A 20,930-nucleotide genomic window follows, 5' to 3' on the forward strand; every position below is an offset into this window, starting at 1 on the left:
GATGGGGGCTTAGCTTAGTTGGTTAAAGCATCCGGCTCATAACCGGAGGATCGCAAGTTCGAGTCTTGCAGCCCCTACCAAAAAAACCACCCACCGGGTGGTTTTTTTATTGGCTTGATAGGGCCTTGGCGAGTTTGTTCGCGCTTCAATTGTTCATTATAAAAGTCATCTAAAGGACGTTGGGTTCGGAGAATAGATTCATCTGCCGACGTTTGCTATTCATTAAATAGGTTTTTGTTTTAACCCGTTTCATTCTTGGGGCTCGGCCATCAAGGCTGGCATCGATGGTGAATAAATCGCTTCCTTCCTTTAAAATAAAACCCACATGGCCGTAGCGCCGGCTCCCTGTTTTAGGCCATTGGCCCACTGTTGAAAGCCCTGATGTGAGGTTTTCAAGGGTGGCATGCACTGAATCTTGGCTTCGAACGAGGTCTATATCTTCAATGCCGGAAAAAGCGGCCTTTTCCCAGTCTTGAAGCTGTTGATTATAGCTAAAAAGCTGGTCAAATTCGTCAGCTACGTAATTGCGATCAATGGGGTAGCCACTTACAGCCAATACGGTGATAACAAAAATATTGCATGCGTTCCTGTAAACTTGAACGTTTTGCTCTACAAAGGTTTTTGCGACTTTTGCAATTCGAGCAGAGGCTTCGCCGGGTGGCAGAGCACTAGGTGGGTTCATTTCAAAGGCGCTTGTGATCATTTGCGGATTGTTGATGTATTGATTGCGACCCACAACATCCAGGGGAAGATTTAAATCAAAGGCTTCATTAGCGTGGGGTGTGACCACAACGTCCGGTGCATCAGCTACAACTGTTGGGGTCTCAGACGGTGGGGCAGATGTGGTGGCCGGCGGGTTGTCCGTCTGAGGTGATGGTGCAGGCCGGGGAGTGGGCGTGGGCGTGGGCAAAATGTCTTCAGGTTCTAAGGGAATAACTAAAATTTCTGGTGGCGCAGGGTTGTCTGCTACCACAGAGATCACCACAGTATTGTCATCAGGGTCCGATGGCAAAGTGTCGTGTGAAGCCGAGTCACTTGGGTGGGCCGGTGCGGTTAATGGCGCGGCATTGGGTGCGCCGATGACTTCCACTTGCGTATCATCGCTGTCATCAAAAAATGGCTCTTCAATTTCGTCCACTTGGGGCCGACTGACCACGAGACGTTCAAACGAAGCTCCGCCTAATACATCAATACGAAAGCGACGTATGGGCAGATGATATTTTACAGCGTCCTTCAATAACAAGGGAGCCTCTTTTTTGAGGGGAGTGTCAGCTTTCATGTACTCAATACGTTGATAGATGCGCAGTTGGATTTGCGACTTATCAGGACTTCGTTCACCACGTAGGGCGATAGTTTGGCAGTTATCGCTCACGCAAATAGCCTCTGTGATTTTAAGTGGACCACTGACTGTGGATCCAACGATTTTACCAGCAGTAGTTGGTTTGATTTGAAAAAGAGATCGCTCTAATTGCTGACCCTCTTTCCACACAACACTCAAGTTAAGAGAAGACTTTTGTGGGTCCACTTCTTCTACGGTCACATCAGTGACATCCGATGAAAAAGACGCCAGGGGAGCGGCAAAAGGCACTTGCGGGATGGCTTGGTGATCGATGGCGTTGGCTTGAAAACGCAAATTTAATGGTTGCTGCTTAGGAGGTGGCTGGGGAGACCCTGGGGTCGCTGGCTGTTGAGGCTGATAAGCCACCGGCGCATTGTAGGTTTGAGTCACCGGGGTTCCGGGAGGTGCCCCACAGCCCAACAAAAGAGCTGAAGCCCAACCGGCAGCCAAAAGGGCTGAGAGTCTGATAACGGGCGATAAAGATGTGGAGCCATTTGATTTCATGTGGCTTCAGTGATGCAAAAAGTTGGCTGGAAAAGGCGGGCTCAAGTCGAATGTGTTCGATTTTGGCCATGGGACCCGGTTTAGTGTGACGATTCTGGGCCACGGAAGTGCCCGATTTTGGTCAATTTTTCCTGGTCGCCGGGGCTATTTAGAATCTGGTTGAGGGCCCGCAGTAAGGGTGCTACGAAGGCTAAAACCCTTAGCTAGAGAGGACTTGGTGCAGATTCGCGCCCTTATCTTGTTTGCCATAATGTTCGCCTACCCACTGACTTCAAGTACCGTGGGCGAGGAGATGCCTGATGCGGTAGAAGTGGATCTCACCCAACAGGTGGAGTGTCGTTCAACAAACATGAAGGTATTGGAGCGAATAGTGATTAATCCATCCCTCGTACACAGTGACGATCGCTTTCTTCAGGTTCAGTATTTTCAACAATTGGAGCCGTCGCAGACAGCTCGCTGCAAAATTGTCGGTGGCAAGTATGATTGTCAATGGAGAGACAATCAGCAACTGCAATTGAGTTTGACTGAGCCAGTTGTGGAACCATTAGGCGATCGCGGTTATCGCGTGAAGCTGGCAGGGCAGTATTTGAAAAACTACAAAGTCCTCGCACAGCTTTCTTGCATCGCTTATAGCTTTTGATATGTTTCAAGCATGAACAACAAAAATCTCTCTATGGGAAATGCGACCAATTGGCCCGATGAAGTGGTCATTCACACAGATGGTGCCAGTCGAGGTAATCCTGGCGACGCCTCACTCGGGTTAACTGTTTTAGATGCCGAGGGTGAAACATTGTTTGAATACGCTGAGGCATTGGGCACTCAAACCAATAATTATGCCGAATATTCAGCCGTGTTAAAGGCTTTGGAGTTGGCCTCAGAAAATCATGTCAAATTGTTGCACCTGCGTAGTGATAGCCAGCTTTTGATTCGTCAGCTCACGGGCGAATACAAGGTCAAATCAGAAGGATTGAAGCCACTTTTTTTGGCGTGTCGTGACGTTGCTAGAACCATTCCAAAGGTGAACTTTGAGCATGTTCGTCGGGAGCAAAATGCTCGAGCTGATAAGTTGGCCAACATGGTTTTGGATGAAATATTTTAAAAAATCTCAGCAGCTGAAATTGGTTTCTTTTTTTGAATGTTAGAATGAAAAGAAATTGTGATACATCAATACGATGCAAAGCAAACCGAATACCACAAGAAACCAAACGACTTTTTTGTTCATTAAGTTATTAGATAGCTAAATCTTGCGGGTTTCACTCTGCGCCGCACAATTAACGGCGAATCAGACTCCGATCAAAACGGGTTCATCAATTGGGCATAGACGGCCAATTCTGTACCCATTCGTCCCGGAATAGACTGTTTGCTTCGCTCCCAAAATAAAGCATCAAATTTATTCTTTGTGATGCGCTGACGGATTTCCCATTCACTTCCCCCAAAGGGAGGGCCTGTCCGCTTTTCCATGGTGAAAAATACACCGAGAAGATGGCCTGTTTCACGAAGTAGCTTTCGCCACAGGACCACAAGGTCATTTCGCCGAGAGGGGTTTACGGCGCAATAGCAGGTGTGTTCAAACACTACGTCATACTGTTTAAAATGGTCTTGGCCCAAATTAAAAATATCGTCGTGAATATACTTGAGCAGTTTGGTTTCTGGATATTTGGCCTTGGCTCGCAAGATCGCTTCTTCACTGATATCTACTGCCGTGACAAGATGACCTTGGCTCGCCAAAAAAGAAGCATCGTTGCCGGTCCCACACCCCAATACGATAATTCGACTTTTGGGTATTTTTAATCGGGGCACAATATTTACAAGCGGCGGGCTGGGAGCATCCAACTCCCATCCGGGTTTTTCTTCTTGTTTATATTTGCAACTCCAAAACTCAGCATGGTCTGGAGTTGAATCGCCTTGGCAATCAATAAGCCACGGGCCTACCAGAATCCGCTCGCCATCCGCTGTGATGCTGTCATCATCAAATTCATCCAATTGATCAAAGAAATCATGTTGTGCCGAATTTGATAGTATAAAGGGCACGCCGTTGGTGGCCACTCCGTGAAACCGATCCCACTCATCCACACTGAGGGTATGAAGGTCAAAATCGATCTGAAACTGATAGGGCATTAGGGCTTTCCATTTTTGGCCCGGTTTTTTGAACACTTGTTTGACGACATAGGGTTCGTCAAAGGCTTCGACAATGACGTCGTACCCATCCGAGTGGGTTACAAATCTTAATCCTTCTTGGCGAAGCTGACTAAGAAGATGTTGTCCTTGCTCGGTATCGACGACGCGTACACCGTTGAAGTGAAAATAACCCTCTTCATCCAACTGGATAAAGCGAAAGTTAGAGTTCATCAGCGTCCTTTAGATCACCCTCAATGAGCATGGGTGTTTTAAATTCGACACTGTCATTAAGGATGTAGAGCTCATCAAAGCTCCATGAGTTGCCCGACTTATCAGTGTTTGCCCGGTTCAAAATGGCATACCCTTCGAGGGCCACATCCACGTCTCCGGTCTCAACATCTGAATCTTCGAAACTGTAGCTAAAAGAGGCTTTGACTTTGTTTTTGCCGATGCTTTCTGTCCAGATTTGTCGAAAGACCACATTACGGGCCGAGGGGCGTTGGGATTGGATGTACTCTGAAATATAATCGGACAAACTTTTTTGAATATCCATGTGCACTGTTTCAGCAATCACAGGTGGTCGATTAAATACGGTCCAAGTCCAATGCATAGCGGCTGCCAGAAGTAGCAGACTGATGTATTTCATGGGGTTGCGCCCTCTTAGGTGATTGATTTCAATGTGTTTTCATCCTAGCCTATGCGGCAGGCAGCGGCAACGAATCTCCGTCCCTAGCTGGACAACGCGGTGAGCTGTAAGATTAAGTGGAGTTATAATGGCGGTTTTAGAATCACGTATCAATATCAACGCGCCCCAATTCAAAGAAAATCAATCAGCCATGAAGGGGTTGTTGGATGAATATCATCGGCTCCGAGGGAAAGTGGAAAAAGGTGGTGGTGAGGCTTATGTGGAAAGACATCGAAGCCGAGGCAAGCTGACGGCTCGGGACCGAATTGCAAAGCTCATCGACCCAGGGTCGCCATTTTTGGAACTCTCTGCTTTTGCCGCATTTGGTATGTACAAAGGGCAAGCGCCGGCAGCGGGCATTGTCACTGGAGTCGGAATGGTCAGCGGTCAAGAGTGTGTAATAGTGGCCAATGATGCCACGGTTAAGGGCGGCACCTATTTTCCGATGACGGTAAAAAAACATTTAAGGGCCCAAGAGATTGCTCTTGAGAACGGTCTTCCTTGTATTTACCTCGTCGACAGTGGGGGTGCTTTTTTGCCCATGCAAGATGAGGTGTTTCCGGATAGAGATCATTTTGGTCGAATTTTTTATAATCAAGCCCGAATGTCATCTTTGGGGATCGCCCAAATTTCTGCAGTTATGGGAAGTTGTACTGCGGGTGGCGCCTATGTACCAGCTATGAGTGATGAGAACATTATTGTAAAGGGCAATGGGACGATCTTTTTAGGTGGCCCACCCTTGGTTAAGGCAGCCACTGGTGAAGAGGTTTCAGCAGAAGAATTGGGTGGGGCCATGACTCATAGTAAAATAAGTGGCGTCACCGATCATTTTGCAGAAGACGACGAACACGCACTAGAAATTGTTCGCAGTATTGTGGCTCATTTGAATCGAAAAAAAACAATATCGGCGGCTTTGCAAAGTCCCGAGGAGCCGATTTATAAATCTAGCGAACTTTACGGGATCATTCCAAAGGACACGAGGCAACCTTTTGATGTGCGTGAAGTGATTGCTCGAATCGTTGACGGCAGCCGGTTTCATGAATTCAAAGAATATTTTGGCGAGACTGTAGTCACTGGCTTTGCCCACATTTTTGGATATCCAGTGGGTATAGTTGCAAACAATGGAGTGCTTTTTAGTGAAAGTGCTCAAAAAGCGGCACACTTTGTCGAGCTTTGTGATCAACGATCTATCCCACTCATATTTTTGCAGAACATCACTGGTTTTATGGTGGGCAAAAAATATGAAAATGAAGGGATAGCCAAGCATGGCGCAAAAATGGTGATGGCTGTGAGCACCACACGGGTGCCAAAATTCACAGTGATCATTGGTGGCTCTTATGGTGCGGGTAATTACGGTATGTGCGGTCGGGCGTTTCAACCGCGGCAGCTATGGATGTGGCCAAACGCTCGAATATCGGTCATGGGCGGAGAACAGGCCGCGAATGTTTTACTGACAGTTAAAAAAGACCAGTGGGCCGCAGAAGGCAAGAGCTTTACGGATCAAGATGAAGCCGAATTTAAACAGCCCGTTCTTGATAAGTATGCCAATGAGAGTTCGGCTTATTATTCCAGCGCAAGATTATGGGATGATGGCATTGTCGACCCGGTGGACACTCGTAAGGTACTAGCACTGGGGATCAGTGCCAGCTATAACCGTTCGTGGGGAGACCCTGTTAAAGGTGTGTTTCGTTTTTAGGAGATTTTGTGAAAAACATATTGGTGAATGATAAGGGTTCCGTTCGATTTATAGAAATGAATCGTCCCGACTTCAGAAATGCCTTTCATCCAGAAATGATAGCTGAGCTAACTACGGTTTTTAAAGCGGTTAAAGAAGACACGACGATACGAGCTGTGGTGTTGTCTGGGGCAGGAAAGAGCTTTTCTGCGGGGGCAGACCTTACCTATATGAAATCGATGGCCCAGTTCAGCGAAGAGCAGAATATTCAAGATTCTAGGCAGTTGTTTGCGATGTTTAGCGAGGCATTTAGTTGTCCAGTTCCCGTTTTTGGACGAGTACATGGGCACGTGATGGGTGGTGCCATGGGGTTAATTTCTATTTGTGACGTTGTCGTGGCTGAAGCGTCAACCCAGTTTGCATTCAGCGAAGTCAAATTAGGGCTCGTCCCCGCGGTGATTAGCCCCTTTGTGTTGTCAAAAGCCTCATTGAGTTTGGCTTCACAGTGGATGTTAACGGGGCAAATTTTTACAGTAACTGAAGCTCAACAAATGGGTTTGGTTCATTACGTTGGTGCAGAAAATAAAATAGAAGAACACCTTCAAAAGTGTATAGATTCTGTATTGGCAGCGGGCCCTGAAGCGATGAAAGAGACGAAGAGGCTCATACGCAAGGTTTGGCAGCAGTCACTTGCTGTAACAAGCCCCATTGCGGAAGAGGCCATCAAGGTCATTGCCCATAGGCGAGTGAGTGCAGAGGGGCAAGAGGGGCTTCAGTCATTTTTTCAAAAACGAAAGCCAGCTTGGTGTGAAAGTATAAAAGAGTAGATTATGTCTCGAAAGATCGAAAAAGTGGCCATTGCCAACCGTGGAGAAGTTGCGGTTCGTATTATCAGAGCTTGTCAAGAAATGGGATTGGATACGGTGCTATTGCACTCTGAGGCCGATGAAAAAACCCTGGCTTATCGTTTGGCGGACGAAGTGGTTTGCATTGGCGGCGCCGAGGTCTCTAGTAGTTATTTGAATATCGCCTCGACCATTCAAGGCGCTCGAAGTGCTGCCGCCGATGCCATTCACCCTGGTTTTGGTTTTTTATCAGAAAATGCGGAATTTGCAAAAGCGTGCTTGGCCAACCGATTGATCTTCATTGGTCCAAGCCCTCAATCCATTGAGCTTTTTGGCGATAAAATTTCAGCCAAAAAATTAGTGGAGCAAGCAGGAGGCCCGATCATTCCAGGTTACCAGGGCGAAGATCAATCCCTGGGCCGCATGCGTGAAGAAGCTAGTAAAATAGGCTATCCCGTGATTGTGAAGGCGGCTGGTGGAGGCGGTGGTCGAGGCTTGAGGGTTGTAGAGCGTGAATCCCAGCTTGAAGAGGCCGTTCAATCTGCGGCGAGAGAGGGCCTTGCCGCCTTCGGCTCGGAGCGATTGTTTCTTGAAAAGTATTTGGGTCGGGCAAAACATGTGGAAATACAAATTTTCGGGGCCGCTGATGGAGAGATTTTTCACTTATATGAACGAGAATGCTCCGTGCAAAGGCGTCATCAAAAAGTTATTGAAGAGGCGCCAGCATCTCTGTTGGATTTTTCATTGAGGGAAAGTATGGCGCAAGCGGCTGTGCGAATAGCACAGGCCGCGAAGTACAAGGGTGCTGGTACCGTTGAGTTTTTAGTGCAAGATGGGCAGTTTTATTTTCTTGAAATGAACACTCGTTTACAGGTGGAACATCCGGTCACTGAGTTGGTCATGGGCGTTGATTTGGTAAAGGCCCAGCTTCAGACAGCTATGGATCAGAGTCTCTATTGGATGCAGGATGAACTGTTCCCGCGGGGACATTCTATTGAATGTCGGATTTACGCTGAAGACGCTTATGCTAATGGTGTTCCCAGCACGGGGGTGCTTGGTAGCTGCGTTTGGCCCCGAGGTCCTGGGCGTCGATTTGAAGTGGGTTTTGAGGCCGGGGATGAAGTGACTCCCTACTATGATTCGATGATTGCCAAAGTTGTGACCTATGATGAAACCCGTGCTCGCGCCATAGAAAAAATGCGACAGACCTTAAAAGATACAATTATTTTTGGCGTGAAAACCAACATTCCGTATTTATTGTCAATTTTGAGTCATCCAGAATTTGTTGAGGGATCAATGACTACAGGCTTTATAGCCGCTAATTTTCCAAAAGGCATAGAGGCAAAGCCTATTTCATCCACAGATAGGGCAATCATCGATGAAGTGAATGAAAAAGTGGCCGAGTCAAGTTCAGCTATGATGAGCGAAGGACCAGACGCGGTAAGCCCGTGGAAGTATCAGTGGAGCCATAAATGAGACGTTTTTTGCTTGAAGTAAATGGCCAGACCTACAAAGTGGTGGCAGAACGTTTAGGTGGAAAACTCTGGTTGCACTATGACGGAAAGACCATTGTACATTCACCAGAAGGCCCGCGTCGCAGCGGTGGCCACGCAGCGCTTTCAGAAAGCCCAGGAAAAATCGTTGCACCAATGCCTGGAAAGATCATTAAGATTCATGCGCAATTAAACTCCAAGGTTGAAGTGGGTTCGCCTATCGTGACAATGGAAGCGATGAAGATGGAGTACAGGTTGTCGGCAGAGATAACTGGTGTATTGGCCGATCTCAACTGTCAAGAAGGCGAACAAGTGAGTCTTGGTCAGATACTTGCTGAAATAAAAGAAGAGTAAATATGGGAAAAAAAATAAAAATTGTGGAAGTGGGGCCGCGCGATGGACTCCAAAACGAAAAATCGCCACTCTCATTGACCACTCGATACCAACTAGTAAAAAAATTAGCTGACGCCGGTTTAAAAAACATTGAAGTTGGCGCTTTTGTTTCTCCGAAATGGGTGCCGCAAATGGCTGGTTCAGGTCGGTTGGTAAAAAAAGTATTTGATAAGCAAAAACAGGGTCAACTACCAAAAGATTTAAATTTCAGTGCTCTTGTGCCGAACCCCAGAGGGATGGAGGACGCATTAAAGACACCAATTAAAGAGGTGGCTATTTTTGGCGCTTGCAGTGAGTCGTTCTCGAGAAAAAATATTAACTGTTCCATAGATGAGAGTTTTGATCGTTTCGCAGAGGTGCTGAAAATGGCCCGCCAAAATAAAATTCGAGTGCGAGGGTACTTGAGTACGGCTTTTGGCTGCCCGTATGAAGGTAACGTATCGCAAACCCGGGTGGTTAAGCTCGTTTCTCGAATGCTTGATCTTGGGGTCTTCGAGGTGTCATTAGGCGACACCATTGGTGTTGCAACACCAAAGCAGGTTAATGACCTTTTAAAAAGGTTAAACAGAGCTGTGGTTTTAAATAAAATTGCCATGCATTTTCACGACACTCGTGGGACGGCCCTCGCTAATGTGTATGCGAGTCTACAGTTTGGTATTCGGTCCTTTGACACCAGCGTTGGGGGCCTAGGTGGTTGCCCCTATGCCAAAGGAGCCTCTGGAAATCAGGCCACTGAGGATTTAGCATATATGCTTGAGGGAATGGGGTATTCCACGGGGCTTGATATCAACAAACTTGTAAGCATGCGCCAATGGCTAGAAAAACGGGTGGGTCATAGTTTGCCCTCACACGTGGGCCAGGCGGGTTTACCTCTGGGCTGGAAGTAGCCTGTATATCTAAATTATGGCACTAATTTCGCTAACTTTTTAGCTTATGAGGAGAATCATAGGCCTAGTAATCACTGTAGTGCTTGTTATTGTATCGTCCGTGCTGTTGCAAAGGGCATTGACCTTTGATTCTTGTATTAATTCTATCGTTGTTGAATCTTTAGTCATTGAGCGATCAAACGGTGAGCTGATTGATTCGTGTGAGTTTCGCCAGCGGCAGGCGGACCCAGCGGTCTCTTCAGAGCTAACAAATCTTTGGTCAATTATCGAGCGGGTTGAAGCGTTGAATCGTCTACAGGCCTGGTTACCCGTGCCGGGCAAAAAACTAAAACTTAAGGTCTCATTAGTGTCTCAAAAAGACTTCATAGAAGGGCCGGGTGGGGCCATCTTGAGTTATAGTTTGGCCCAGTCAGAAATTGAGTCGGTCGTGGTTGATCTTTGGCTCAATCAAATCAATGAAAAGTTTGTTGAAAATCAGTGGTTAAAAATGGCGATCGGTGATTTTTTGCTGAAAGCCGAAAATCTAAGTGGTCATTTGGCGTTGGCGTCGCAAAATGCTGGATTTCCCTTTAGCGTTTTGAGCTGGTCCGAATACTGTACCGGGCAGCCCTATTTTCGACATCAAGAGTTTTGTGGGCTTTCAATAGAAAGCCTTATCGTAAATAAAGTGATGGCTACGGCCACAGAGTGGAGCTTGAGAGAGTTTTTACGAGAAGCCCTTTTTGACTTCTATGCCACACAAGACCTTCGCGATCGTAGAAAATTTCTATTAGGCCTAAAAGACACCATGGCAAACCGGGGTTCATCTTACTTGCTTCATTTGGATGTGTTTCGTGATGTGAATACTGCGTCTATACAAAGGGGCATTCAAAGCTACCTCCACCAGTTTTTTTCGTTGATTCCAGGAGAGAGAAATACCACAGAGATGGTTGTGCAAGCCCTATTTCCCCAGCAGATAGCCTGGATTCGGCAATGTAGCATTCCAAAAATCACCGAGATTTTAGAGCGGTACAAAGAGGGCGTGGAAAGTGTTATTTATTTGCAGGATTGCGGGGAAGGGTCATGGCGTTGGGACCTCTTAAAGAATCAAGGGGCTGAAGCCTTTTTCACACACCATGCTGGCGCCGTATTTGTAAGGTTCCATTTGCCATCTCTAATGCTTTGGGCGAGAGACTTTGGGTCGCACACCAACTTTAATGGGACAGATCTTAGTTCACTGTCAGAGTTGAAAAAGAAATTTCGTTGGAACGCCCTTAGACCGGATCACGAGTTGAAGGCTTATCGTCCGGTCAGTGCAATCGATGCAATCACAATATTACGTTTAGCAAAAAAGAATTGACCGTATTTAGTGTTTTAAATGTTAGTTTTTCCTTTGGGCTTGTTGTTTTCATCAAGCAAAATGAGCTCAGGTTGATGTTGAGCCGCTTCTTCAGAGTCATAGTCTGCGTAACAGGCAATGATGACAAGGTCTCCTTTTTGAACCATGCGGGCGGCGGCACCATTGAGGCAGATCTCTCCCGCTTTGCCGTGAATAACGTAAGTCGAAAATCTCGCTCCGTTATTACAGTTGTAAATTTCCACTTTTTCAAATTTGTGCAAATGAGCTAAGTCACATAGGGCAGGATCAATAGATATTGAACCCTCGTAGCTAAGGTCCGCATCTGTGACAGTGGCTCGATGGAGTTTAGATTTTAATAGTGTAAGACGCATTTTGTTGTCCTTTTCGATTAAGTATTTAAAATTAACGATCGTCGAAGCCCCTGCAAAACGAGGTCGGGTATTTCCTGATCGAAAATTTTTGTATCAGAAAATAAACTGGCAAATCCGCCAGTGCCGATGATGAGGGGCCTACTGTTGGGGAATACTTCGTTGGTGATTCGCTCAGTTATTTCTCGTATGGCGCCCACGGCACCGTAAAAGAGGCCGGATTGAATGCTCTCCACGGTACCGCGCCCAAGTGTTTGAGGAGGTTGCAAGATTTCAACAGCGGGAAGTTTTGCGGTATTACTTTCAAGGGCGCGCATGGAAATTTTCATTCCCGGAATAATTACTCCACCCAGATATTCGCGTTGGGCGTTGATCGCGCAGAACGTGGTCGCCGTACCAAAATCCACGACAATGAGGTTCTGGTCGGGGAACATTTCAATTGCCGCTACAGCGTTGCTGATTCGATCAGCACCCACCTCAACCGGATTACGATATTTGATTTTTAATCCGGTTTTTACGCCGGCCTGTAAGACAAAGGGGCGGCACTTGAAGTATTTTAGGCAACAGTTTTTCAATGAGTGGAGGGCGTCGGGAACCACCGAACAAATGGCGATTTGTGACACATCATCAGGGTTAAGGCCATTTTCTCGCAATACACTTCTTAAAAAAAGACCGGTTTCATCGGAAGAAGCCCCTGTGGGTGAGGATCTTCTAAACTGAAGCAGCAGGGAATCGTCTTTAAAAACTCCCCCGTAGATCTGTGTGTTTCCCACATCCAAACATAAAATCATGGAGTCACTCCCTCATCTCGTAAGAGATGGATAAATTGATTGGCCATTTCTGACTTGGAGGGACCAGTAGCGACGACTCCCGTCGGATCAAAAAGGCTAAAATGATGTGAAGTATCACTTAAGAGCTTTAAATCATTGTGTAAGACCCAATCCGAATTTTCTCCTAACATTTGTCGTTTCACCGCCGACGCAATTTCATCTTCAGTGGCGCCCGATGTGAGTTTGAATCCGATCACCTTAAGATCGGGATTTAGCGAATAGGTCTTTATTTTTGAAAGCAGTTTTTCATTGGGAACGAGTGACAAATTCAACTCATCTGTGGATTTGATCTTTCCAGGCAAGGGTTCTTTCACTCTAAAATCACTGACAGCCGCGGCATGCAGGACAAAGTCAAAAGAGGTTTCACTTAAGACTTTTCGAAGTTGTTGATCCAAATCATCAAATGTTCTAAATGGGAGAGTAGAAATGTCTGGATATTTGGTTTCCAACACGCCTGATTTTAACAAAGTGACATTGAATCCGGCCTCAAATAACCTCTCGGCCAAAAACAGTCCAGTGCGGCCTGAACTATTGTTTGATATACATCTCACATCATCTAAAGGCTCTTGAGTGCCGCCGGCTGTAATCAAAACCTTTTTTCCCTGAGGATTGAGTTGTTTCACAATTTGGCTAAAAATAACTTCAGGCTCTGCCAGGCGGCCGAGCCCGGTTTCGCCACAGGCAAGATTGCCGGAAGTGGGCGGCACAATGACATGGTGCCAGCTTTTTAGTTGATCAATGCTTTTTTGTACTGATGGATGAGCCCACATTTTTTGATTCATTGCCGGGACGACGAGTAGGGGCTTTTGGGGCTCCCAAGCGAGCAAAATATTTCCGAGCAGGTCAGAGGCCAAGCCGGCAGCCATACTGTTTATGGTATTGGCGGTGGCCGGTGCGATGACCAAAGCATCTGCCCACTTCGGTAAGTCTATGTGTTGCATCATAGAGCTGCGAGATAATGGACTCGTCAAGACGGGTTTTCTTGTCAGTCCTTCCAGGGTCGCTTCACCCACAAACTCGAGAGCAGAAGTAGATGCCACCGTCTGCACATCAAATCCTTTTTTGATTAAGAGCGAAATCAACTCACAGGCTTTATAGCAGGCAATGGATCCCGTAAGGGCGACGATGATTTTAGAGGGGTACATTATCAATTAACCTTGTTTGGCCGAGGCTGGCTGCGGCAAAACGACGATGAAAAAGATCTTCAATGTAATCCACTTTGAAGCCAAGGCCCTCCAGTTTCTTTTTTGCATCTTCTGCCGATGCAGCGGATTGAATTGTCTCAAAAAGCTTTGGCGCCATTGCTCGTTCAGAAGGTGAAAGGCGAAGATTTCGCGAACTCAGTGCCAAGCCATCCGTATCTCGCACAATAGAGCAAGGTACAATTTCTGTTGGCAAAAAGAACGCTCGCACCATTTGTGAAATGAGCAAGTACTGTTGATAATCCTTCTCGCCAAAATAAGCTTTATGAGCTTGAGCAATGTTTAAAAGCTTTAAGACAACGGTCAGCACTCCCGAAAAATGGCCGGGCCGATGCGCCCCACAGAGCAACTGACTGAGTTGTCTCTCTTGTACCTGAAACTGGTAGTTATCAGCGTAGAGGTCATTAAAATGCGGGGTAAGCACGAAATCCACGCCTGCGGATTTAAGTTTCGACAGATCTTGTTCAAGGGATTGTGGGTAATTTTGTAGGTCTTGGGGATTATCAAATTGGGTCGGGTTTACAAAAATGCTAAAAATTGTACGATCGTTTTCGCTTCGAGATCGTAAGGCCAACGACAAATGACCATCGTGCAAGGCTCCCATGGTGGGTACAAATCCCAACGATCCATTGAGGGTTTTTCTGATTTTTTGCCAGTTTTCTATATGAGAAAATACTTTCATTATTCAAAGCTCTCTTTGAGTGAAGGAAAATCGCCTGACACCACGGCCTGATGAAAGTTGTTGAGTGCTTCAACGACCAAATGTTGACCACTTAAGAATTGCCGTACAAATTTGGGGCGGAAATCTTTATTCATTCCAAGGAGGTCGTGTAAAACCAGAACTTGTCCATCGGTATCTGGGCCGGCACCGATGCCGATGGTTGGGATTTTTAAACTTTCGCTGACTTCTCGGGCCAAAACGCTGGGCACGCATTCAAGAACTAATGCCGTAACTCCGGCTTTTTCAAGCAATAGCGATTGTGTTCGCAATTTATCTGCCGCTTGTTGATCTCGGCCCTGAACTTTGTATCCACCCAGCATATTCACTGATTGTGGTGTTAGCCCGAGGTGGCCTATGACAGGAACACCGCTTTCAACAATGTAATTTACAAGTTCTAAATTTCCAGCTGCGCCTTCAAGTTTTACTGCGTGGGCACCAGCTTTGACCAAGGCCTCTACGGCCTTCATATTTTCAGTTAAATCTTTACGGTAAGATAAAAATGGCAAGTCACCCACGATAAATTTTTTTGCGGCCCCACGGGAAACCGCAGAAACGTGCCAAGCCATCTGTTCAATAGAAATGGGCAGCGTAGATGCGTGTCCGTGCATGACCATTGCCGCACTGTCGCCGACCAATAGGCAGTCCACATCAGAATCTGCCAGTAAACACGCCGACCAGTAGTCGTAGCAAGTAACCATACTGATTTTTTCGCCGTTAGATTTTTTTACTAAGAAGCTCAGTGAATTCATTGTGGTCTCGTTGTTTTATAAAATTTAAGAAACGATTCATAGATATCTGAAAGTGGGTTTCCCGATAGGGCCTGCAAATTTTTGTCAATAGTCTGCTTGTCGCCTCTAGCCAGCGGCCCGGTCAGAGCTGACTCCGAGTATGTGAGGATGTTATTCATTGTGACTCTTAAAAATGGAAACAACACTTCTCTGGGCAACCCAAGGTATTTTTCAAACTCTTGAAAACAAGCCTGGGCCAAGACGGTGGGAAAGTTCCCCGAGATCACACACAAAGCATGGTACAAAGCAAAATTTTTCTCTTCTAAGGGGAAACTCGGATTAGGCAATTCTGGAAACACCTGATCAAACGAGGTGCTTTCTGAAACATAGACAAACGGAATTTGAGGATAGAGTTCTTTTTCATAGAGCTCAGGGCCAAAAGTCATTAGCGGGTGCAGAGTCACCATGTTGGGCAAGGTGAGGCTTCCAGAAAAATGAACCACCACTTTTTCGCCAAAGTGTTGTTGGCTGGCCCAACTCACCAGAGCCTGATCAGATATAGCCAGTAAGACATGATCGACTTGTTCAAGGGAATGTGTAAGGCGATCTCCTGCATAGGGAAAGTCGTCAATGTTGAGTGTATTGAATTCTCTTAAGGGTTTTCGCGCCCACTGCCAGTGGGGCACCTCGAGGGATTGAAAATAAAAATGTAAATGTCGCGCCAATCGGCCGGAGCCAACAATGAGATACTTTGGCGACTTTGGTACCTGTCCCATGGATCAAGTCCTTATCGTAGTTAAAATCATCCAACCTCACGGAACTAAAAAATAGCAGCTAGAGAGTCTGCCTTTTCGATCACCGGCCCAACACAACAGTGTCTGGCTTAAGGGTTTAGAGTTGCCTTCTTTTTTAGCAGATTTTACCAGCAAAGGTAATCTCTATGGCGCAAGGCAGCAAGTAGGTTGCCAGCGGGATTTAAAGTGATAAGAACCGCAACCAATGAAAAAGCTGGCAGTCATAATCTTGGGTTTGATGGTTCTCGTAGGCCTAACAATGGGGGTTCATTCTCTCGTGTCGGCTCGGTTGGTATTGAAAATGAAACCCACCGAATTTGAGCATTGGGATTCAATAGGGGCGGTCACCTACTATCGGTTGCGTCAGGAGCTGAATGAGGCCGACAAGGTCTATTATCAAGTTGATCCCATTCTAAAAGGGGGTCATTTGTGGGTTCGGGGATTAGAACTTACAGCGAAAGCCGATCACTCCGGCGTACAGTGGTTAAATGCCCTGGACGACCCGCCGGGGGAAGGTGTGATCTTATCGGTAGTACCGCTGACCCGACTCAATCAGCCACGAAGTCGACGAAAGGTGAACTGGGAAAGACTCTCAGCCACCATCGAGCAGGCGGGATTAAAAAAATACATTATCAAAGTGCATGACCCGCAATAGCGAAAAGGTATCCCTTTCCTTTTTGCGTTGCACAGCGCTACGTCGTAGCGCTGTGCAACGCAAAAAGGAAAGGGATACCTTTTCGCTATTGAGGGTCGTGTGGCATGAGGCGACGAAAGCTTCTAAAATATGTGCGTGGAGAGAGCTCAAGAAAATCAGAAATTCGAGCCATATAGATACAGGCAAAGCGTTCCATTTGATTGGCAAAGTAGCTTTCTTCAATACCCGCGCGCATGATCTCACCCCAATAGGGATTAAACTGCTCTTGTTGCTTTTTTATAAGGGGGCCGATCTGTTTGTCCAGAGCAGAAATATCCGACATGAGAGTGTCGATTTTTTTCTCGTGTTTTTTGTGGTGATTTTCAATTTGATCTGAAACAAGTTGGTCTACTTCACGCTCTAAGGGGACTTTTTTGTCCATGAGAGTTGTGATCTGTTGTGTGTAAGGAAGAGCTTCGAAAGTTTTTCGAACCTCTTCTTCCAGTTCTTCCACGACAAGCGCAGTCCGCCACGCACAATCTTTTTTGAGTCGAACAATATCTCCGTAGATATGGTCACCGATGTACAAAATCTCGTTCGGGTCTAAGTGAAGATCGGCAGTGAAGCGAGCGGCACAACCGCCCTGATAGACTCCGGGTTCAAGTGTCGATTCGAGGTTTGTCATCAAGCCTGATTCAGTATCAATTTTAAGAAAATTCAGCTTGTCATAAAAGAAGCGGGGCTTTTGAGCCGCAGCAATAACAAACTCAAAAAGCTCTTCCCAGTTCTTGTGTTGTTTTAAAAAGGGGTTAATGGCGTAATCAAGAAGGAGTTTGCAATAGGGATAGTCGGAATTTGTTAATACAAATATCTTTTTCCCGTGAGCTTTGAATCTCTCTAAACCCTGTACCACAGCTTCGTCTTTGATAACAAAATCTTGTAGTCGACTTCTGACCACACTTTTAAGGCTATCATCCCGGTGAGACATATCGAGGGCCCACAGCACATCATCAGCCATGGTGTAATAGTCCGGCAGAGACTCTGCGTGAGTTTTATCTTTTAGGTCAACCAGTTGGGCAAAGAGCGTGGCGTGGGCTATGGAAAAAGTGGTGTCCACCGTATCGTAGTTGGAATCGCTCAAATCTACGTATGTACTTTTGTAAATACGGCGTTGAGATTTATAATCAATGGGCTTGAGGCCATGGTAGCTGACACGAATAGCTCCATGGCGGCTGAGTTTAAGTACGTTGCCATGGGTTTTATCTAAGACAAGTCCACGTACGGCCCTTTGAAAGTCGAACTTTAAGTTTAACACTTCTTTGGGATAGTCTTTGTCGGCCACCAGCTTCTTCACAATCATGCTGTGGGCCAAAGCTTCAAAGGCTTGGCTATCATACCGCACCAACGTGTGGTCCATATCAAAACCAATGTAATTGATGCGTTTGAGATTCAATGTGCGGTTTACGTAAACTTGTCTATTCATGATTTAATATGGGCAACTACCGTTCAACTTTAAACTTTTTATCGTTCCAGGCCATCATTCCGCCTTGCATGTTAAAGACGTTTTGAAGGCCCGCTTCTTTGGCCATCGCCGATGCCTGAGCGGAACGACCACCACTTCGGCATATAAAAACGATAGTACCAGTTGTAGGAAGTTCGTTTTTGCGGCTGGGGATTTCATCTAAAGTGATGAGGGTAGCGCCTGGAATGTGGCCAAGATCACCTGTGTACTCATCGGGCCGTCGAACATCAATTAAATGGACACCGTCTTTCTTTTCGAAAACCTCTTCACAGGTGACATCAAATACAGTTGGAAACATGGGGTTGGGCATTTTGTTCGTGAAATTAACAACGGATTTTTCGCTCATAATCATGACCTCGCTGGTTAATACTTGTGCCTGGGCACGCCATAAGCCAGTATCTTATGCGCATTTTACCTCGATGTCATGTTTCGGGTGGGAAAGGGCAAAATGGCACAAGCCGCCGAAGTTCGATTTACTGAAGACCAATTGCGGGCACTCGATGTTCTGCATAAACCCGGCAATGTGTTTATCACCGGCGAAGCCGGCAGCGGCAAGAGCTTCGTTATACGGCATTTTCATAGAAGCCTAAATGCTAAGACCTTTCCCATTTTAGCAAGCACCGGTGCCGCAGCGGTGTTGGTGGGAGGACGGACCTTTCATAGTTTTATGGGGTTGGGAATCATGGAGGGCGGCGTTGATGCAACGGTGCGCCGAGCCGTATCGGATCGGAGGGTGGTGTCTCGATTGAAAAAGGCGGAGGGGATAATCATCGATGAAGTCTCAATGATTTCAGGGCCCGCGCTGAGGGCCGCAGAACATATTTGTCGAATAGCTAGAAGCCATGAGGATCTTCCTTGGGGGGGCTTAAAGGTGGTCGCTGTGGGGGATTTTGCCCAACTTCCCCCTGTGGAGGCCGATCGTCAGGGCAAGTCTTGGGCTTTTTTGGACCCCGTATGGGAGCAGTCAGATTTTAGCACGGTGGTTTTGCGTCAAAATATGCGTACCCAGGATCATAATTTTTTAAGTGTGTTGAATACGGTTCGCAAGGGAGAGGTGGATTCAGATGTGGAGACCTATTTAAACTCCCGCATTTACTCGATTGAGGATGGCGAATTTCACGGCACTCGATTGTTTCCCCTTCGTCGACAGACTGAAGAATTCAATGACCGACAATTGGCCCAGCTAGAAGGTGACCTACATACTTTTACGGCCCAATACGTAGGAAAAGATCGATCCATAGCGCAGTTAAAAAAATGCTCCCCTTTGCCGGAGTTTCTGCGCCTTAAGCTAGGGGCCCTTGTCATGTTACGCCATAATGATCCGCGTCAAAGATGGGTGAACGGAAGTACGGGGTGGGTGAGGTCGATCAGTGAAAACTCTATTCGAGTGGAGTTGGCATCAGGTCGTGAGGTAGATGTGGAGCCGATCACTCTTACCCAAATGAATGCTGAAGGTCAGGTGCAGGCGGCCGTAACACAGATGCCATTAAACTTGGCCTATGCGGCAACCATACACAAGGCCCAAGGTTTAACTTTAGACAGTGCTTTAATTAACCTTGACGCTCTGTGGGAGCCAGGTCAGGCCTACGTGGCTTTGAGTCGGGTGATACAAGGGGGGCGGCTGTGCATTCAAAAGTGGAGCCCCGGTTCAATAAAATCAGATCCTCAGGTTATGGATTTTTATCGTCACTTAGAAGCCCAACTCGAGGACACGTCTTTACTTTAGGTGCGTTTCATGTTTTTAAGATGCTGGGAGGTGTCACGTGGAAACAATGACTACACAAACAAAGGATAAAACCATGTCGCAGAGGTCTTCTGAAGCCTTCAACCCCGTGGGTTTAGAGGGAATGGAGTTTATTGAGTATGCATCACCTGATCCCGATGCCTTAGAAGAACTCTTTTATAAACTTGGGTTCAAGAAAATAGCCCAGCACAAGAGCCAAGATGTAGGACTCTTTCGGCAAGGGGGAGTGAATTTCATTTTGAACAAAGAAAAGGGCAGTTTTGCCGATGAGTTTCGCGATGCCCATGGCCCGTCAGTTTGTGCAACGGGTTTTCGAGTCAAGGATGCAAAAGAAGCCTTCAAGGCGGCTGTTGAGCGAGGGGCTCGTCCTGTAGAAGCCGCTCCTTTTCATAGTTTTCCAGCTATCTATGGAATAGGTGATTCGGTGGTTTATTTTGTAGATCATCACCATGAGGGCAAAGTTTACGAGGGTGATTTCAATTACATCGGTCCAACAGATGTTCCTGGCTTTGGGGCTGAGGTGATTGATCACATGACAAACAATGTGCCGCTTGGGCAAATGCAACAGTGGTGTGATTTTTACGAGAAAGTTTTTAACTTCAGCGAGCAGCGCTACTTCGATATTAAAGGAGAGTCCACGGGACTTATTTCGAAGGTGATGCGTTCGCCTTGTAAAAAAATTATTATTCCTATTAATGAGCCTTCAGATTCTAAGTCGCAAATTCAAGAATACCTTGATGAATATAAAGGTTCGGGCATTCAACACATTGCTCTGTTAACCAATGACATTATTCAGACGGTATCTAATATGAGAAGACAGGGTATCGATTTCTTAGAGGTGCCGGACACCTACTATGAACTTTTGCCCGAGCGTATGCCGCAAATTTCTGAAGACATAGATGTTTTGCGAGATTTAAAAATTCTAGTTGATGGCGATGACGAGGGGTACCTGTTGCAGATTTTCACGAAAACTCTCATTGGACCGATCTTCTACGAGATCATCCAGCGCAAAAATCACAACGGATTTGGCGAGGGGAACTTTCAGGCTCTATTTGATTCTATTGAGTTGGATCAAAAGCGTCGAGGTTATTTATAGGTCGAGGCAATAG

Annotated in this window: 22 protein-coding genes and 1 tRNA gene; 12 read left to right on the forward strand and 11 right to left on the reverse strand. The window is 46.4% G+C overall.

The features are described 5' to 3' along the window. The first annotated feature begins 3 nt into the window (after positions 1-3). Positions 4-80: transfer RNA gene (locus tag H6626_13150), tRNA-Ile, on the forward strand. Between the two features lie 89 nt (positions 81-169). On the opposite strand, the gene H6626_13155 is transcribed toward H6626_13150, so the two are convergent. Continuing rightward, complete coding sequence (locus tag H6626_13155) at positions 170-1,843, reverse strand: hypothetical protein (GenBank protein USN47120.1); 1,674 nt, start codon at positions 1,841-1,843, stop codon at positions 170-172. Positions 1,844-2,060: 217 nt separating this feature from the next. Between H6626_13155 and H6626_13160 the strand changes: the two genes are divergently transcribed. Beyond that, positions 2,061-2,483, forward strand: a complete 423-nt coding sequence (locus H6626_13160; GenBank protein ID USN47121.1) for a hypothetical protein — start codon at positions 2,061-2,063, stop codon at positions 2,481-2,483. Between the two features lie 12 nt (positions 2,484-2,495). After that, entirely contained in the window at positions 2,496-2,942 is a 447-nt protein-coding gene (locus H6626_13165) for a ribonuclease HI family protein (GenBank protein ID USN47122.1), read from the forward strand. A 194-nt stretch (positions 2,943-3,136) separates the two neighbouring features. Here the strand turns inward: H6626_13165 and H6626_13170 are convergent, their stop codons facing one another. Next, a complete protein-coding gene (locus H6626_13170) occupies positions 3,137-4,192 on the reverse strand; it encodes a methyltransferase domain-containing protein (protein USN47123.1) in 1,056 nt (351 codons plus the stop codon). Next, a complete protein-coding gene (locus H6626_13175; protein ID USN47124.1) occupies positions 4,182-4,607 on the reverse strand; it encodes a hypothetical protein in 426 nt (141 codons plus the stop codon). The genes H6626_13170 and H6626_13175 overlap by 11 nt, the downstream gene beginning before the upstream one ends. 127 nt (positions 4,608-4,734) lie before the next feature. Between H6626_13175 and H6626_13180 the strand changes: the two genes are divergently transcribed. The 6 genes from H6626_13180 to H6626_13205 are packed head-to-tail and all read left to right on the forward strand — an operon-like array spanning position 4,735 to position 11,278. Beyond that, positions 4,735-6,342 carry a methylcrotonoyl-CoA carboxylase gene (locus tag H6626_13180; protein ID USN47125.1) on the forward strand — a complete coding sequence of 536 codons (1,608 nt, stop codon included), beginning with the start codon at positions 4,735-4,737 and terminating at the stop codon, positions 6,340-6,342. 8 nt (positions 6,343-6,350) lie between these two features. After that, positions 6,351-7,148: an enoyl-CoA hydratase/isomerase family protein gene (locus tag H6626_13185; protein ID USN47126.1), complete on the forward strand. Its 798-nt coding sequence runs from the start codon at positions 6,351-6,353 to the stop codon at positions 7,146-7,148. 3 nt (positions 7,149-7,151) lie between these two features. Continuing rightward, positions 7,152-8,642 (forward strand): ATP-grasp domain-containing protein, encoded by a 1,491-nt coding sequence (locus tag H6626_13190; GenBank protein USN47127.1) that lies wholly within the window; start codon positions 7,152-7,154, stop codon positions 8,640-8,642. After that, a complete protein-coding gene (locus H6626_13195) occupies positions 8,639-9,013 on the forward strand; it encodes a hypothetical protein (protein ID USN47128.1) in 375 nt (124 codons plus the stop codon). Before H6626_13190 ends, H6626_13195 begins: the two co-directional genes overlap by 4 nt. 2 nt (positions 9,014-9,015) lie before the next feature. After that, positions 9,016-9,939, forward strand: a complete 924-nt coding sequence (locus H6626_13200; GenBank protein USN47129.1) for a hydroxymethylglutaryl-CoA lyase — start codon at positions 9,016-9,018, stop codon at positions 9,937-9,939. 46 nt (positions 9,940-9,985) lie between these two features. Beyond that, positions 9,986-11,278, forward strand: coding sequence for a hypothetical protein (locus H6626_13205; protein ID USN47130.1), 1,293 nt, complete (start codon positions 9,986-9,988; stop codon positions 11,276-11,278). A 14-nt stretch (positions 11,279-11,292) separates the two neighbouring features. Here H6626_13205 and H6626_13210 read toward each other — a convergent pair whose 3' ends face one another. From H6626_13210 to H6626_13235, 6 genes are read right to left on the reverse strand one after another with little or no spacing between them, the layout of a single operon-like run. Further along, positions 11,293-11,649 carry an aspartate 1-decarboxylase gene (locus tag H6626_13210; protein USN47131.1) on the reverse strand — a complete coding sequence of 119 codons (357 nt, stop codon included), beginning with the start codon at positions 11,647-11,649 and terminating at the stop codon, positions 11,293-11,295. A gap of 17 nt (positions 11,650-11,666) precedes the next feature. Further along, positions 11,667-12,437 (reverse strand): type III pantothenate kinase, encoded by a 771-nt coding sequence (locus H6626_13215; GenBank protein ID USN47132.1) that lies wholly within the window; start codon positions 12,435-12,437, stop codon positions 11,667-11,669. After that, positions 12,434-13,621 carry a bifunctional phosphopantothenoylcysteine decarboxylase/phosphopantothenate--cysteine ligase CoaBC gene (coaBC, locus tag H6626_13220; protein ID USN47133.1) on the reverse strand — a complete coding sequence of 396 codons (1,188 nt, stop codon included), beginning with the start codon at positions 13,619-13,621 and terminating at the stop codon, positions 12,434-12,436. Before coaBC ends, H6626_13215 begins: the two co-directional genes overlap by 4 nt. After that, positions 13,608-14,360: a pantoate--beta-alanine ligase gene (gene panC, locus H6626_13225; GenBank protein ID USN47134.1), complete on the reverse strand. Its 753-nt coding sequence runs from the start codon at positions 14,358-14,360 to the stop codon at positions 13,608-13,610. Before panC ends, coaBC begins: the two co-directional genes overlap by 14 nt. Next, a complete protein-coding gene (gene panB, locus H6626_13230; GenBank protein USN47135.1) occupies positions 14,360-15,148 on the reverse strand; it encodes a 3-methyl-2-oxobutanoate hydroxymethyltransferase in 789 nt (262 codons plus the stop codon). Before panB ends, panC begins: the two co-directional genes overlap by 1 nt. Continuing rightward, on the reverse strand, positions 15,145-15,903 hold the full coding sequence (locus H6626_13235) for a DUF2520 domain-containing protein (GenBank protein USN47136.1): 759 nt from the start codon (positions 15,901-15,903) through the stop codon (positions 15,145-15,147). The genes panB and H6626_13235 overlap by 4 nt, the downstream gene beginning before the upstream one ends. Positions 15,904-16,126: 223 nt before the next feature. Here H6626_13235 and H6626_13240 point away from each other — a divergent pair, with 223 nt between their 5' ends. Then, on the forward strand, positions 16,127-16,576 hold the full coding sequence (locus tag H6626_13240; GenBank protein ID USN47137.1) for a hypothetical protein: 450 nt from the start codon (positions 16,127-16,129) through the stop codon (positions 16,574-16,576). Between the two features lie 85 nt (positions 16,577-16,661). Here the strand turns inward: H6626_13240 and H6626_13245 are convergent, their stop codons facing one another. Together H6626_13245 and H6626_13250 are read right to left on the reverse strand one after the other, a co-directional pair. Next, positions 16,662-18,038: an HAD-IG family 5'-nucleotidase gene (locus tag H6626_13245; protein ID USN47138.1), complete on the reverse strand. Its 1,377-nt coding sequence runs from the start codon at positions 18,036-18,038 to the stop codon at positions 16,662-16,664. 16 nt (positions 18,039-18,054) lie between these two features. Further along, complete coding sequence (locus H6626_13250; protein ID USN47139.1) at positions 18,055-18,423, reverse strand: rhodanese-like domain-containing protein; 369 nt, start codon at positions 18,421-18,423, stop codon at positions 18,055-18,057. Positions 18,424-18,525: 102 nt separating this feature from the next. On the opposite strand from H6626_13250, the gene H6626_13255 reads away from it, so the two are divergent. Both H6626_13255 and hppD read left to right on the forward strand, forming a co-directional pair. Then, positions 18,526-19,803 carry an AAA family ATPase gene (locus tag H6626_13255; protein USN47140.1) on the forward strand — a complete coding sequence of 426 codons (1,278 nt, stop codon included), beginning with the start codon at positions 18,526-18,528 and terminating at the stop codon, positions 19,801-19,803. Positions 19,804-19,876: 73 nt separating this feature from the next. Continuing rightward, on the forward strand, positions 19,877-20,917 hold the full coding sequence (gene hppD / locus H6626_13260; GenBank protein ID USN49040.1) for a 4-hydroxyphenylpyruvate dioxygenase: 1,041 nt from the start codon (positions 19,877-19,879) through the stop codon (positions 20,915-20,917). Positions 20,918-20,930 lie beyond the last annotated feature (13 nt).

This window comes from Pseudobdellovibrionaceae bacterium (assembly GCA_023898385.1).
Lineage (GTDB): Bacteria > Bdellovibrionota > Bdellovibrionia > Bdellovibrionales > UBA1609.